Source organism: Terrabacter sp. RAF57, assembly GCF_052113925.1.
Classification (GTDB): Bacteria; Actinomycetota; Actinomycetes; order Actinomycetales; family Dermatophilaceae; genus Terrabacter.
This window is the reverse complement of sequence record NZ_JBFRDT010000002.1, coordinates 475,869-490,208: the sequence shown is the minus strand read 5'-3', so window position 1 is coordinate 490,208 and position 14,340 is coordinate 475,869. Positions and strand designations below refer to the sequence as shown.

At 69.7% G+C, this 14,340-nt stretch carries 10 protein-coding genes; 9 read left to right on the top strand and 1 reads right to left on the bottom strand.

From position 1 onward, the window contains the following. The first annotated feature begins 10 nt into the window (after nt 1-10). From AB4Y83_RS04140 to AB4Y83_RS04125, 4 genes are all read left to right on the top strand, one after another. Nucleotides 11-682, top strand: a complete 672-nt coding sequence (locus AB4Y83_RS04140; RefSeq protein ID WP_442296093.1) for a hypothetical protein — start codon at nt 11-13, stop codon at nt 680-682. Between the two features lie 55 nt (nt 683-737). Beyond that, nucleotides 738-1,475: a hypothetical protein gene (locus tag AB4Y83_RS04135; RefSeq protein ID WP_442296092.1), complete on the top strand. Its 738-nt coding sequence runs from the start codon at nt 738-740 to the stop codon at nt 1,473-1,475. Nucleotides 1,476-1,635: 160 nt separating this feature from the next. Then, nucleotides 1,636-2,598, top strand: a complete 963-nt coding sequence (locus AB4Y83_RS04130; RefSeq protein ID WP_056771115.1) for a nitrilase-related carbon-nitrogen hydrolase — start codon at nt 1,636-1,638, stop codon at nt 2,596-2,598. Nucleotides 2,599-2,660: 62 nt separating this feature from the next. Beyond that, nucleotides 2,661-3,671, top strand: a complete 1,011-nt coding sequence (locus AB4Y83_RS04125; protein ID WP_442275388.1) for an agmatine deiminase family protein — start codon at nt 2,661-2,663, stop codon at nt 3,669-3,671. Nucleotides 3,672-3,777: 106 nt separating this feature from the next. Here AB4Y83_RS04125 and AB4Y83_RS04120 read toward each other — a convergent pair whose 3' ends face one another. Further along, the gene (locus tag AB4Y83_RS04120; protein WP_442296091.1) at nt 3,778-4,290 is read right to left on the bottom strand and encodes a DUF4282 domain-containing protein; all 513 of its coding nucleotides are present in this window, start codon (nt 4,288-4,290) and stop codon (nt 3,778-3,780) included. A 499-nt stretch (nt 4,291-4,789) separates the two neighbouring features. Between AB4Y83_RS04120 and rpoB the strand changes: the two genes are divergently transcribed. The 5 genes from rpoB to AB4Y83_RS04095 all read left to right on the top strand — a co-directional run bounded on the left by rpoB (nt 4,790) and on the right by AB4Y83_RS04095 (nt 14,233). Beyond that, a complete protein-coding gene (gene rpoB / locus AB4Y83_RS04115; RefSeq protein WP_056822101.1) occupies nt 4,790-8,272 on the top strand; it encodes a DNA-directed RNA polymerase subunit beta in 3,483 nt (1,160 codons plus the stop codon). 121 nt (nt 8,273-8,393) lie between these two features. Then, nucleotides 8,394-12,290 carry a DNA-directed RNA polymerase subunit beta' gene (locus AB4Y83_RS04110; protein WP_020143258.1) on the top strand — a complete coding sequence of 1,299 codons (3,897 nt, stop codon included), beginning with the start codon at nt 8,394-8,396 and terminating at the stop codon, nt 12,288-12,290. 212 nt (nt 12,291-12,502) lie between these two features. Further along, nucleotides 12,503-13,240, top strand: coding sequence for a D-alanyl-D-alanine carboxypeptidase/D-alanyl-D-alanine endopeptidase (dacB, locus tag AB4Y83_RS04105; protein WP_442296194.1), 738 nt, complete (start codon nt 12,503-12,505; stop codon nt 13,238-13,240). Continuing rightward, nucleotides 13,132-13,569 carry a D-alanyl-D-alanine carboxypeptidase gene (locus tag AB4Y83_RS04100; RefSeq protein ID WP_442296193.1) on the top strand — a complete coding sequence of 146 codons (438 nt, stop codon included), beginning with the start codon at nt 13,132-13,134 and terminating at the stop codon, nt 13,567-13,569. The genes dacB and AB4Y83_RS04100 overlap by 109 nt, the downstream gene beginning before the upstream one ends. A gap of 34 nt (nt 13,570-13,603) precedes the next feature. Further along, nucleotides 13,604-14,233 carry a hypothetical protein gene (locus tag AB4Y83_RS04095; RefSeq protein WP_442275211.1) on the top strand — a complete coding sequence of 210 codons (630 nt, stop codon included), beginning with the start codon at nt 13,604-13,606 and terminating at the stop codon, nt 14,231-14,233. The last annotated feature ends 107 nt before the right edge of the window (nt 14,234-14,340 follow it).

The window sequence follows — 14,340 nt, the reverse complement described above, 5'->3', positions numbered from 1 at the left end:
AATCCCCTCGATGACGATGGTCACCACCCGCTCGGAGACCGAGCGACCGCCGCGATCGCAGCGGTCGCCCGAGAGCTCCACCGACCGCGAGCCCGATGAGCTCGACGAGCGCCACGAGCCTCACGACCCCGCTGAGGCCGCGGTTGGCTCCGGTCCCCCCGACGCGCCACGTGCGGGCCTTAGGGGTGTCCGCACGTGGCGCCCCACCCCGCGCCTGCTGTGGATCGTCACGGCCGTGCTGCTGCTCGCGGCGGTCGCCGTCACGGCGACGTTGGGGCGCACCGCGTGGCAGCAGCAGCGCGAGGCCGACAACCGCGCCGCTGCCCTCGCCGCCGGGCGGCAGATCGCCGTCAACTTCGTGACGATGAACGCCACGACGTTCGACGCCGACACCCAGCGCGTCCTCGACGACTCGACCGGGGCCTTCCGCAAGGAGTACGCCTCCACGCTGGCCCAGCTCAAGCCCGTCGTCACCGCCAACAAGACCGTCTCGACCGTCGAGCGGGCCGAGGCCTCGCTCGTGTCGGGCGACGACGACTCGGCCAAGGTCATCGTCGGGGTCGTCGCGCCGACCTCGAACGCCTCGACCCCCAAGGCCGAGAAGAAGACGTACCGGCTCCGGCTCGACCTCGTGAAGGTCGGCGACGCCTGGAAGGTGAGCACCCTTGACTTCGTCAGCTGATCCCCGCCGTCCCCTCGCAGCGTCGGCCTCGTCCGCCGCGAGCTCGCGCAGGCGCGTGGCAGGTGCCCGCCGCCGGTCCTCCGGCGCCGGAGCCCCTGCGACCTCGACGATCGTCCTCGACCGGGGCTCGTCCACCACCGACGAGAGCCGTGGTGGTCCCTCCGCAGGTGACACCGCCGGCACGACCACCACCACCAGCACCGGCGACCGCGAGGCAGTGGTCGTCGAGCGCCAGGTAGGCCCGACCGGCGCACAGGAAGTGGACGCAGACGACGCGCAGACAGAGGACGCCTCGCGCTCGCGCGGCACTGCCGGACTCTGGGCGTCCGCCATCGGCGCCACCCTGGCGCTCGCCCTGCTCGCGGCCTCGCTCGTCTACGGCCTGCGCCCCGGGGTGTCCGACACCGACCGGACGGCCGCGGTGGGTTCGGCGCGGACCACTCTGGAGAGCCTGCTCAGCTACAGCGGCTCCGCGTTCGACAAGCACATCGGGGAGGTCACCCCGCAGCTGACCGCCCCCTTCAAGGACCAGTTCACCAAAGTCGCCGCCACCGACATCAAGCCGATGGCCGTCAAGAACGACGCCACCGTCCAGGCCAAGGTCTACGACGCAGGCGTCATGGACGCCGACGGCGACGGCGGCGAGGGGACGACCGTGCGGGTCATGGCGTTCGTCAACCAGGCCACGACCACCAAGGCCCAGCAGGCACCGGCGATCGACCAGAACCGGGTCATCGCCACGATGCGGAAGGTGGGCGACCGCTGGCTCGTCAGCGAGCTGTCCGCCTTCTGACGGGGGAACGAGGGGGGAAGGTCCCGGGCGCCCGAGAGGTCGCCCGGGACCGAGCGGCCCACGGCGGCGCGCCGGACGCTGCACCCCGGGCGGTGACGCTGACGGGCGCCGTGAGTCGTGGCCCGGACCGCCCGCTGGGCGCTGCGGCATACTGCACGCTGTGAAGCTCATCCAGGCCAATGGCGTCCCAGAGTCCCTCGCCCGCGTCGACCAGCCGGAGGCCACGCCCGTGCGCGTCGGCGTCGTGCAGCACGAGTGGGTCGACGACCCCGCGGCCCTCGTCGAGACCCTCCGCGACGGCATCCGTACGGCCGCCGAGGCCGGCGCCACCATCGTGTTCCTGCCCGAGCTGACCTTGTCGCGCTACCCGGCCGACACCCTGCCCGAGGGCACCCCGTCCGCGACGGCCGAGGACCTCGAGACGGGCCCCACGGTGACCTTCGCCCGCGACGCGGCCCGTGACTTCGACGTCCACGTCCACGCCTCTCTCTACGAGCGCGCCGACGAGGGCGACGGGCTCGGCTTCAACACCGCGGTCGTCGTGGCCCCGAGCGGGGAGGTCGTGGCCCGCACCCGCAAGACCCACATCCCCGTCACGGCCGGCTACTACGAGGACAAGTACTTCCGTCCGGGCCCGTCCGAGGATGCGTATCCGGTTGTGGCACTGGGCGACCCGTCGCTCAAGCTCGGCCTGCCGACCTGCTGGGACGAGTGGTTCCCCGAGGTCGCCCGTCTCTACTCGCTCGGCGGCGCCGAGGTGCTCTGCTACCCCACGGCGATCGGCTCCGAGCCCGACCACCCGGACTTCGACACCCAGCCGCTGTGGCAGCAGGTCATCGTCGGCAACGGCATCGCCAACGGCCTCTTCATGGTCGTGCCCAACCGTTTCGGCACGGAGGGGCTCATCACCTTCTACGGCAGCTCGTTCATCTCCGACCCGTACGGCCGCGTCCTCGTCCAGGCCCCCCGCGACGAGGCCGCCGTCCTCGTCGCCGACCTCGACCTGGCGCAGCGTCGCGACTGGCTCGAGCTCTTCCCCTTCCTCGCCACCCGTCGTCCCGACTCGTATGCCGCCCTGACCGCCCCCGTGCGCGAGGAGCACCGTCGCGAGGTGACGCCGTGACCGACACCGCCGTGACCGACGCTTCTGCGGCGGAGGCCGGTGGGGCAGCGCCCGGCTGGATGATGCCGTCCGAGACGGCCCGGCACGACCGCACGTGGATGGCGTGGCCGAGCCAGGGCTACACGCTCGGCGAGACCACCGAGGAGGTGGCCGCGGCGCGTCGCACGTGGGCCGCGGTCGCCAACGCGGTCGTCGAGTTCGAGCCCGTGCGCATGGTCGTCGTCCCCGCCGACCTCGAGGTGGCCGCCGGCCACCTGCACCCCGACGTCGAGCTCGTCCCGGCCGCCCTCGACGACGCGTGGATGCGCGACATCGGCCCGACCTTCGTCCGCTCGGCCGACGGCTCGCGGCTCGGGGCGGTCGACTGGGTCTTCAACGGCTGGGGCGCGCAGTCCTGGGCCACGTGGGAGCACGACGCCCGGATCGGTGCCTTCGTCGGCGGCCTGTCCGGGGCCGAGGTCGTCGGCTCGTCCCTCGTCAACGAGGGCGGGGGCATCCACGTCGACGGGCTGGGCACGGTGCTGCTCACCGAGACCGTCCAGCTCGACCCGGGCCGCAACCCGGGGCTGGCGCGCAGCGACGTGGAGGCGGAGCTCGCCCGCACCATCGGCGCCACGACATGCATCTGGCTGCCGCAGGGCCTGACCCGCGACTACGACGAGTTCGGCACCCGGGGCCACGTCGACATCGTGGCCACCATCGCGAGCCCGGGCGTCGTGCTGCTCCACGAGCAGCGGGACCCCTCCCACCCCGACCACGCGGTGTCGCGCACCCTGCGCGAGCTCCTCGAGGAGGCGCGGGACGCTCGTGGCGAGCGTTTCGAGGTCGTCGGCGTGCCGGCTCCGCGCACCCTGGCCGACGCCGAGGGGCCCGTCGACTGGTCCTACATCAACCACCTCGTCGTCAACGACGGCGTCATCGCCTGCACCTTCGGGGACGAGCAGGACGACGCGTCCCTCGGTGTCCTCGCCGACGCGTACCCGGGCCGACGGGTGGTCGGCGTCGACGCGCGGCCGCTCTTCGACCGTGGCGGCGGCATCCACTGCATCACCCAGCAGCAGCCCTCCCTCTGAGGCGGGCGCACACTCCCGTCCGACGGGAGCCCCGGAACGCCGAGTGGGCACGTCCCCCACAGGGACGTGCCCACTCGACGTGGTGGTACGGGCGTCGCCCGGGCGGTCAGGCCTGGGGGAGGCGCTTGTGGATGTCCTCGCTCATCCGGACGACCGACAGGTAGAACTCGAGGGTCATGCGGATGACGGCGAGGTAGATGATCACGAAGATCGGACCGAGGATGAGCGCGGCGAGACCGGTCCCGACGCTGTTGGCGAAGCCGGCGAAGACGAAGATGAGCCAGCTCGCGACGAGCGCGACGGTCGCCAGCAGGTAGACGAAGCGCACGAGGATCGGCGTGACGAAGTTCGTGAAGCTGAAGTCGAAGAGAGCCGTGAAGAAGCCGGCCCCTTCCCGCGTGGGGTCGGGGATGCTCGACATCCCGCTCGGTCCACCCGTCGGAGCCACGGGCGGCGGCGGGGGAGGCGTGCTGCCGCCCACAGGTGCGCCGGCGGCGCCGGGTGCGCCAGGTGCCCCCGGTCCGGGCGAGGCGGGCTGGCTGCTCGGGATCGGCGTGGTGGGGTCGCTCCCGGCGGGCTGGTTGAAGGACGGTTGCTCGGGCGGGTTCGGATCGGACATGGCTTCCCTCTCGGAAGGAGACGTCAACGGATCTCTGGCGTGCTCCATGCTAGGGCGGGGGCCGTCCCGACGGTCCTCAACGAGGCCCGCCGCCGCCGTGTTCGTGCAGGTCAGCGGGGTTCCGGGCGGTCCTCGGCGGCGTGTCGCGACGCGCCTGCGAGGGCGAGGGTCTTGACGTCCGGCCCGCGGAGGGCCATATTCGTCGCGTTCGCATCGCGAGCTCCCGGTCCGGGGGGCGTGGCAGGTCACGTCGAGGGCGCCCGGTCGTTCGAGACCGGGTGGGCACCTCGGGAGACGATCTCCGTCCCTTGACCCGGCTGGACACTCCTGCCCTTTACCGGTAGGCTAGGCCTTTGCGCTGCCCATGCCCACCCTTCGCGACCTCGGTCAGGCCCAACACCATGCCATCCGGCATCCGGTATGACCTCGGGACCCGCGAGCGGAGCCATGCGGCAACGCGGATCTGAAGATTCGAAAAAGGCCCGTGGAAGGACCCTCCTTGGCTGCCTCGCGTACTGCGACGAACATGTCCACCGCACAGACCCCTTCGGGGCGTCTGTCCTTCGCGAAGATTCGCGAACCACTCGAGGTCCCCGACCTCCTGGCGCTTCAGACGGAGAGCTTCGACTGGCTGCTCGGCAACGAGCGCTGGCAGGCTCGCGTCGCCGCGGCCAAGGCCGAGGGACGCACCGACGTCCCGGACCGGTCCGGGCTCGAGGAGATCTTCGAGGAGATCTCCCCGATCGAGGACTTCAGCGGCTCGATGTCGCTGTCGTTCCGCGACCACCGCTTCGAGGAGACCCGCAAGACGATCGAGTCGTGCAAGGAGCGCGACCAGACGTACGACGCACCGCTCTTCGTCACCGCCGAGTTCATGAACGCCCAGACGGGTGAGATCAAGAGCCAGACGGTCTTCATGGGCGACTTCCCGCTCATGACCGAGCGCGGCACCTTCATCATCAACGGCACCGAGCGTGTCGTCGTCTCGCAGCTCGTCCGCAGCCCGGGCGTCTACTTCGAGCGCACGCCCGACAAGACGTCCGACAAGGACATCTACACGGCCAAGATCATCCCGAGCCGCGGCGCCTGGCTCGAGTTCGAGATCGACAAGCGCGACATGGTCGGCGTCCGCGTCGACCGCAAGCGCAAGCAGTCGGTCACCGTCCTCCTCAAGGCCCTCGGCTGGACCGAGGCCCAGATCCTCGAGGAGTTCGGCGAGTTCGAGTCGATGCGCCTCACCCTGGAGAAGGACCACACCCAGGGCCAGGACGACGCGCTGCTCGACATCTACCGTAAGCTGCGCCCGGGCGAGCCGCCGACCAAGGAGGCCGCGCAGACCCTGCTCGACAACCTCTACTTCAACGGCAAGCGCTACGACCTCGCCAAGGTCGGCCGCTACAAGGTGAACAAGAAGCTCGGTCTCGACGCCTCGATCAACGACTCGACCCTGTCGATCGACGACATCGTCAAGACGATCAAGTTCATCGTCACGCTGCACGACGGCCAGGACTCGATGAAGGGCGTCAAGAACGCCGAGGAGATCGACGTCCGCGTCGAGGTCGACGACATCGACCACTTCGGCAACCGTCGCCTCCGCTCCGTCGGCGAGCTCATCCAGAACCAGGTCCGCACGGGCCTGTCGCGCATGGAGCGTGTCGTCCGCGAGCGCATGACGACGCAGGACGTCGAGGCGATCACCCCGCAGACCCTGATCAACATCCGCCCCGTGGTGGCCTCGATCAAGGAGTTCTTCGGCACGTCGCAGCTCTCGCAGTTCATGGACCAGAACAACCCGCTCGCGGGTCTGACGCACAAGCGTCGTCTGTCCGCGCTCGGCCCGGGTGGTATCTCCCGTGACCGCGCCCAGATGGAGGTCCGTGACGTCCACCCGTCGCACTACGGCCGCATGTGCCCGATCGAGACGCCGGAAGGCCCGAACATCGGCCTCATCGGCTCGCTCGCGTCCTACGGTCGCATCAACGCGTTCGGCTTCATCGAGACGCCGTACCGCAAGGTCACCGGCGGTCACGTGACCGACGACGTCGACTACCTGTCCGCCGACGAGGAGGACCGCTACGTCGTCGCCCAGGCCAACGCGCCGCTCGACAAGCAGAACAACTTCACCGAGGACCGCGTGCTCGTGCGCACCAAGGGTGGAGAGGTCGAGCTCGTCCCCGGCGACGAGGTCGACTACATGGACGTCTCACCGCGCCAGATGGTCTCGGCCGCGACCGCGATGATCCCGTTCCTCGAGCACGACGACGCCAACCGTGCCCTCATGGGCGCCAACATGCAGCGTCAGGCCGTCCCGCTCGTCAAGAGCGAGGCGCCCATCGTCGGTACCGGCATGGAGTTCCGCGCCGCCCTCGACTCGGGCGACGTCGTCCGTGCCGAGAAGGCCGGTGTCGTCCAGGAGGTGTCGGCCGACCTCGTCACCGTCGCCAACGACGACGGCACGTACCAGACGTACCGCATCGCCAAGTTCGCGCGCTCCAACCAGGGCACGAGCTACAACCAGGTCGTCGTCGTCAACGAGGGCGACCGTCTCGAGGCCGGTGGCGTCATCGCCGACGGTCCCGCGACCGAGGGTGGCGAGATGGCGCTCGGGCGCAACCTGCTCGTGGCGTTCATGTCGTGGGAGGGCCACAACTACGAGGACGCGATCATCCTCAGCCAGCGTCTCGTCCAGGACGACGTCCTCTCCTCGATCCACATCGAGGAGCACGAGGTCGACGCCCGCGACACGAAGCTCGGCCCCGAGGAGATCACCCGGGACATCCCGAACGTCTCCGAGGAGGTCCTCGCCGACCTCGACGAGCGCGGCATCATCCGCGTCGGCGCCGAGGTCCGTGACGGCGACCTGCTCGTCGGCAAGGTCACGCCCAAGGGCGAGACCGAGCTGACGCCGGAGGAGCGCCTGCTGCGCGCCATCTTCGGTGAGAAGGCCCGCGAGGTCCGCGACACGTCGCTCAAGGTGCCCCACGGCGAGACCGGCACGGTCATCGGCGTCAAGGAGTTCCGTGCCGACCTGGGCGACGACCTGCCGCCCGGCGTCAACCAGCTCGTCCGCGTCTACGTGGCCAACAAGCGCAAGATCACCGACGGTGACAAGCTCGCCGGCCGCCACGGCAACAAGGGCGTCATCTCCAAGATCCTCCCGGTCGAGGACATGCCCTTCCTCGAGGACGGCACGCCGGTCGACGTCGTGCTCAACCCGCACGGTGTTCCCCGTCGTATGAACCTCGGCCAGATCCTCGAGCTGCACCTCGGCTGGGCCGCCTCGCGCGGCTGGAAGATCGAGGGCAGCCCGGAGTGGGCCAAGGAGATCGCGCCCGACGCGCACGAGGCCCCTGCGGGCACGCGCGTGGCGACGCCGGTCTTCGACGGTGCCTCCGAGGACGTCGTCACGGGTCTGCTCGACTCGACGCTCAAGACGCGCGACGGGGTCCGCCTCATCGATGCCTCGGGCAAGACGCGCCTCTTCGACGGCCGCTCCGGCGAGCCGTTCCCGGAGCCCGTCGCGGTCGGCTACATGTACATCCTCAAGCTCCACCACCTCGTCGACGACAAGATCCACGCTCGTTCGACGGGTCCCTACTCGATGATCACCCAGCAGCCGCTCGGCGGTAAGGCCCAGTTCGGTGGCCAGCGCTTCGGTGAGATGGAGGTCTGGGCCCTCGAGGCGTACGGCGCCGCCTACACGCTCCAGGAGCTGCTGACGATCAAGTCGGACGACGTTCCCGGCCGCGTGAAGGTCTACGAGGCCATCGTCAAGGGCGAGAACATCCCCGACTCGGGCATCCCGGAGTCGTTCAAGGTCCTCCTCAAGGAGATGCAGTCCCTGTGTCTCAACGTCGAGGTCCTGAGCAGCGACGGGACGACGATCGAGATGAAGGAGTCCGACGAGGAGGTCTTCCGCGCGGCGGAGGAGCTCGGCATCGACCTGAGCCGGCGTGAGCCGTCCAGCGTCGAAGAGGTCTGAGAAGGCCCCCTAACGACAAGCGGTGCGTATGCCGCTGGGCCCGCTCAGCGGCATACGCCCCCTCGTCAACGAACACCACTCAGACCAAAGACTTAACGAGAGTTACGAGAGAAGGAACCACGTGCTCGACGTCAACTTCTTCGACGAGCTGCGCATCGGCCTCGCCACCGCGGAATCCATCCGCCAGTGGAGCCACGGCGAGGTCAAGAAGCCGGAGACCATCAACTACCGCACGCTCAAGCCCGAGAAGGAGGGCCTGTTCTGCGAGCGCATCTTCGGCCCCACCCGGGACTGGGAGTGCAACTGCGGCAAGTACAAGCGTGTCCGCTTCAAGGGCATCATCTGTGAGCGCTGTGGCGTCGAGGTCACGCGCGCCAAGGTGCGGCGTGAGCGGATGGGCCACATCGAGCTCGCCGCCCCCGTCACCCACATCTGGTACTTCAAGGGTGTCCCGAGCCGCCTCGGCTACCTGCTCGACCTCGCCCCGAAGGACCTCGAGAAGGTCATCTACTTCGCGGCCTACATGATCACGTCCGTCGACGAGGACCAGCGTCACGCTGACCTGCCGTCGCTCGAGGCGCAGATCCAGGTCGAGAAGAAGGAGATCGAGAACCGCCGCGACGCCGACGTCGAGTCGCGCGCGCAGCTGCTCGAGCGCAACGTCGCCGAGCTCGAGGCCGAGGGTGCCAAGGCCGACGCGAAGCGCAAGGTCCGCGACCAGGCCGAGCGCGAGATGAACAACATCCGCAAGCGTGCCGACCAGCAGGTCGAGCGCCTCGAGCAGGTCTGGGACCGCTTCAAGAACCTCAAGGTCCAGGACCTCGAGGGCGACGAGATCCTCTACCGCGAGATGCGTGACCGCTTCGGTCTGTACTTCGAGGGCGGCATGGGCGCCGCGGCGATCCAGAAGCGCCTCGAGTCCTTCGACCTCGACGCCGAGGCGGACCTCCTCCAGGAGATCATCGCCACCGGCAAGGGCCAGAAGAAGACCCGTGCGATCAAGCGCCTCAAGGTCGTCAACGCCTTCCAGATGACGACGAACCACCCGTCGGGCATGGTCCTCGACGCGATCCCGGTCATCCCCCCGGACCTGCGCCCCATGGTGCAGCTCGACGGTGGCCGCTTCGCGACCTCGGACCTCAACGACCTCTACCGTCGCGTCATCAACCGCAACAACCGCCTGAAGCGCCTGCTCGACCTCGGTGCCCCCGAGATCATCGTCAACAACGAGAAGCGCATGCTCCAGGAGGCCGTCGACAGCCTCTTCGACAACGGCCGTCGTGGTCGCCCGGTCACGGGCCCCGGCAACCGGCCGCTCAAGTCGCTGTCCGACATGCTCAAGGGCAAGCAGGGTCGTTTCCGCCAGAACCTGCTCGGCAAGCGCGTCGACTACTCCGGCCGTTCGGTCATCGTCGTCGGCCCGCAGCTGAAGCTGCACCAGTGCGGTCTGCCCAAGCAGATGGCGCTCGAGCTCTTCAAGCCGTTCGTGATGAAGCGTCTGGTCGACCTCGACCACGCGCAGAACATCAAGTCGGCCAAGCGCATGGTCGAGCGTGCTCGCCCGGTCGTGTGGGACGTCCTCGAAGAGGTCATCACGGAGCACCCGGTGCTGCTCAACCGCGCACCCACGCTGCACCGTCTCGGCATCCAGGCGTTCGAGCCGCAGCTCGTCGAGGGCAAGGCCATCCAGATCCACCCGCTCGTCTGCTCGGCCTTCAACGCCGACTTCGACGGTGACCAGATGGCCGTCCACGTGCCGCTGTCGGCAGAGGCGCAGGCCGAGGCCCGCATCCTCATGCTGTCGAGCAACAACATCCTCAAGCCGGCTGACGGTCGCCCCGTGACCATGCCGACCCAGGACATGATCACCGGCATCTACCACCTGACCGACGCGGTCGACGGTGGCGGCATCGGTGCAGGTCGCGCGTTCTCGTCCCCCTCGGAGGCCCGCATGGCCTTCGACCGTGGCGAGATCCTGCTCGGTTCGGCGATCAAGCTGCGCCTGACGGACGCGGTGCCCCCGGCCGGCTTCGAGCTGCCCGAGGGTGTCGAGGCCGGCGAGGACGGCATCGTCAAGAGCATCACGCTCGAGACGACGCTCGGCCGCGCGATCTTCAACGACACGCTGCCGCTCGACTACCCGTTCGAGAACCGCCCGGTCGACCGCAAGCGCCTCTCGGCGATCGTCAACGACCTCGCGGAGCGCTACTCCAAGGTCCAGGTCGCCGCGTCCCTCGACGCCCTGAAGGAGGCCGGTTTCCACTGGTCCACCCGCTCGGGCTGCACCGTCGCCATCTCCGACGTCACGACGCCGGACAACAAGACGGCGATCCTCGAGGGCTACGAGACGAAGGCCGCCAAGGTCCAGACGCAGTACGAGCGCGGTCTCATCACCGACGACGAGCGTCGTCAGGAGCTCGTCGAGATCTGGACGCAGGCGTCCAACCAGGTCGCCAAGGAGATGGAGACCAACTTCCCGCGCACGAACCCCATCTACCGGATGGTGTCCTCGGGTGCTGGTGGTAACTGGTTCCAGATCCGTCAGATCGCCGGCATGCGTGGCCTCATGGCCAACCCGAAGGGCGAGATCATCCCGCGCCCGATCAAGGCGAACTTCCGTGAGGGCCTCACGGTGCTCGAGTTCTTCATCTCGACGCACGGTGCCCGTAAGGGTCTGGCCGACACGGCTCTTCGTACCGCCGACTCGGGCTACCTCACGCGTCGTCTCGTCGACGTGTCGCAGGACGTCATCATCCGTGAGGACGACTGTGGCACCGAGCGCGGCCTCAAGCTGCCGATCGCCCAGGTCAACGAGACCACGGGCACCCGGTCGCCGAGCGAGGTCGTCGAGGCCTCGGTCTACGCCCGCACGCTGGCCGAGGACGTGGTCGTCGACGGCGAGACGCTCGCCGTGGCCGGCATCGACCTCGGTGACGTCGTCATCGACGCGCTCTACGCGGCGGGTGTCGACGAGGTCCGGATCCGTTCGGTCCTCACCTGCGACAGCAAGGTCGGCACGTGTGCGGCCTGCTACGGCCGGTCGCTCGCGACGGGCAAGCTCGTCGACATCGGCGAGGCCGTCGGCATCATCGCGGCCCAGTCGATCGGTGAGCCCGGCACGCAGCTGACGATGCGTACCTTCCACACCGGTGGTGCGGCCGCGGCCGACGACATCACCCAGGGTCTGCCGCGTGTCGTCGAGCTCTTCGAGGCGCGGACGCCCAAGGGTGTCGCCCCGATTGCCGAGGCCACCGGCCGCGTCGAGATCGAGGACACCGACAAGGCGCGTCGCGTCCTGCTCACGCCGGACGACGGCTCCGAGCAGCACGCCTACCCGGTGAGCAAGCGTTCGCGCCTGCTCGTCGGCGACGGTGACCACGTGACCGTGGGTGACAAGCTCGTCCAGGGCGCGATCGACCCGAAGCAGGTCCTTCGCATCCTCGGCCCGCGTGCCGCCCAGAAGCACCTCGTCGACGAGGTGCAGCGGGTCTACCGTCAGCAGGGTGTGTCGATCCACGACAAGCACATCGAGGTCATCGTCCGACAGATGCTGCGTCGCGTGACGATCATCGAGGCCGGCGACGCCGACCTACTGCCCGGCGAGCTCGCCGAGCGTGGTCGCTTCGAGGAGGAGAACCGCAAGGTCATGGCCGAGGGTGGGCGTCCGGCCGCCGGTCGTCCCGAGCTCATGGGCATCACCAAGGCCTCGCTCGCGACCGAGTCGTGGCTGTCGGCCGCGTCCTTCCAGGAGACGACCCGCGTGCTCACGCAGGCCGCCATGGAGGCCAAGTCCGACCCGCTGCTCGGCCTCAAGGAGAACGTCATCCTCGGAAAGCTCATCCCTGCCGGCACGGGTCTGCCCCGCTACCGGAACGTCAAGGTCGAGCCCACCGAGGAAGCCAAGGCCGCGATGTACTCGCTGCCGAACTACGACGCCTACGACTACGCAGGCTTCGGTTCGGGCACCGGCGAGGCCATCCGTCTCGACGACGAGGCTCTCGGTCTCGACCAGTTCTGACCGGTCTCGTCCGCCCCGCGAGCGGCGGACGACGACCACCACGTATGCCGCTGGGCCGGCTCCCTGACAGGGGAGCCGGCCCTCGGCGTATCCGGGACGGGCGGGTTCCGGCGCCACCGTCTACTCCGCGCGCGACGCCGCCCTGCGCCGCGCGGTGGGCCGGCTCATGACCGACCCGAGCGTGACGGCCTCGACGGCGCACGTCGAGCGCACTGAGGGCCAAGGGGATCACGCGGGTCACGGGTGACGTCGTCGGCGACGCGTCCGCCTTCGACGAGGTGCGTTACAACCCCTACTGGCCGACGTCGTACGCGTCGAGCTACTACGCCGCGCAGGTGTCGGCCCTGACGCTGGCCCCGGACACCGACTACGACGCCGGCGCCGTCATCGTCACCGCGACGCCCGGCACGAGCACCGCCAGCGCGCCGCGGCTCACCGTGACGCCGGCGTCCGCGGCCTCGCACGTGCGCCTGGTCTACAGGTCGCCTACCTCCGCCACCGGGTCGGCGACCACGATCTCGGTCGCCCGAACGGTCGGCACCAACACGCTGACGGTCTCCGGTCAGGTGCCGCTCGAGCACTCGGCCGCCAAGAAGTGGGTCACCGTCGACGACCCCGCCCTCATGACCGCGCGTGCGCTGCGCGCGCGGCTCGTGGCCGCTGGCATCCAGGTCGACGGGACCGTCGTGCGCGGCAGGACGCCGGCCGGTCAGGCGCTGCTGGCGCGGCACACGTCGATGACCCTGGGGCAGCTGCTCGTGCCGTTCCTCAAGCTGAGCAACAACGGCCACGCTGAGGCCATCACGAAGACCCTCGCGGCCCGGTCGGGGCGTCCGGGCAGCTGGGCGGACGGCACGAAGGTACTGCGCGACTACGCGTCTCGCATCGGTTCCCCACCGCGGGACTGCGGTTCGTCGACGGCTCGGGACTCGCCCGGGCCGACCGCCTGACCCCCCAGCTCGCGAGCCTCCTCGACAAGGTCCAGCGCACGTCGTGGTGGCCCATCTTCCGTGCCGCGCTGCCGGTCGCGGGGGCCGACCCGGCCCGGTGGACCGGCGGGACCCTGGCGAGCCGCATGCGGGGCACCGCGGCTGCGGGCAACCTGCGCGCCAAGAACGGGAGCCTGACCCGCGTCACGTCTCTCGCTGGCCATGTCACGGGCTCGGACGGCCGCCGCTACGTCTTCGTCATGATGAGCAGCTACTCCGTCACCTCGCCGCGGCCGGTCGAGGACCGTCTCGGCGTGCTGCTCGCGCGCTGGCGCATGACCAACCGCTGAGCCGTGAGACCTGCTGCCTCGGTAGGGTGGTCGCATGACCGAGCCCACGGCCGACGTGCCGAACGCGCCCGAGACCGCCGAGCCCGCGGCGACCGAGCCCACCACCGACGCGCCTGGTGTCGAGTCTGCCGCGGAGCCCGCTGCCGGGCCGGCCGACCGTCGCACGGACGAGAGCGACAGCGGTCCCGCACCGACGATCATCGTGCTCACCGAGGAGGCGCTCAAGCCCGTCGACGTCGACAAGATCATCGGGCTGCACGAGGACGAGGCGCCGACCTACCGGGTCCTCGTCCCCGCCGACACGGAGCGCAACCTGCTCAGCTCCTTCCTCAACCACCTCAGCCTCTTCGAGATGCGAGAGGCGCTCGAGTCGCTGCGCCCGGTGGACCGGAGCGAGGCCCACACCGATGCCGACGCCGCGTTGTCGACGACGCTGGCTGAGTTCGGGGGCCACGACGTCGTGGCGACCGGCGAGATCACCGCCGACGACCCCATGCCGACGCTCGTCGAGGAGGTGGCCCGCCTCGGCGCCCTCGAGGTCGTCGTCGTCACCGAGCCGCACGCCGTCGAGGACACCTTCCACACCGACTGGGCCTCCCGGGCCCGGGAGGCCCTCGGCGTGCCCGTGCTGCACATGTACGCCGGTGACTGGCGTCTGGGCTGACCGGGCGCGTCGGTGCCGTGGCGGGGTGCGCGCCGGACGGCATACCGCATCGGCCCCGTAGGGGCCGGTCTAACCGATTTGGTCGGCGTGCCGCGCCCCGGTACGCT

What these genes read in the sequence shown, in the direction of transcription:
- AB4Y83_RS04140 (WP_442296093.1), top strand. Translation starts at nt 11, where the DNA reads ATGACGATGGTCACCACCCGCTCGGAGACCGAGCGACCGCCGCGATCG.
- AB4Y83_RS04125 (WP_442275388.1), top strand. Translation starts at nt 2,661, where the DNA reads ATGCCGTCCGAGACGGCCCGGCACGACCGCACGTGGATGGCGTGGCCG.
- AB4Y83_RS04120 (WP_442296091.1), bottom strand. Translation starts at nt 4,290, where the DNA reads ATGTCCGATCCGAACCCGCCCGAGCAACCGTCCTTCAACCAGCCCGCC.
- AB4Y83_RS04095 (WP_442275211.1), top strand. Translation starts at nt 13,604, where the DNA reads ATGACCGAGCCCACGGCCGACGTGCCGAACGCGCCCGAGACCGCCGAG.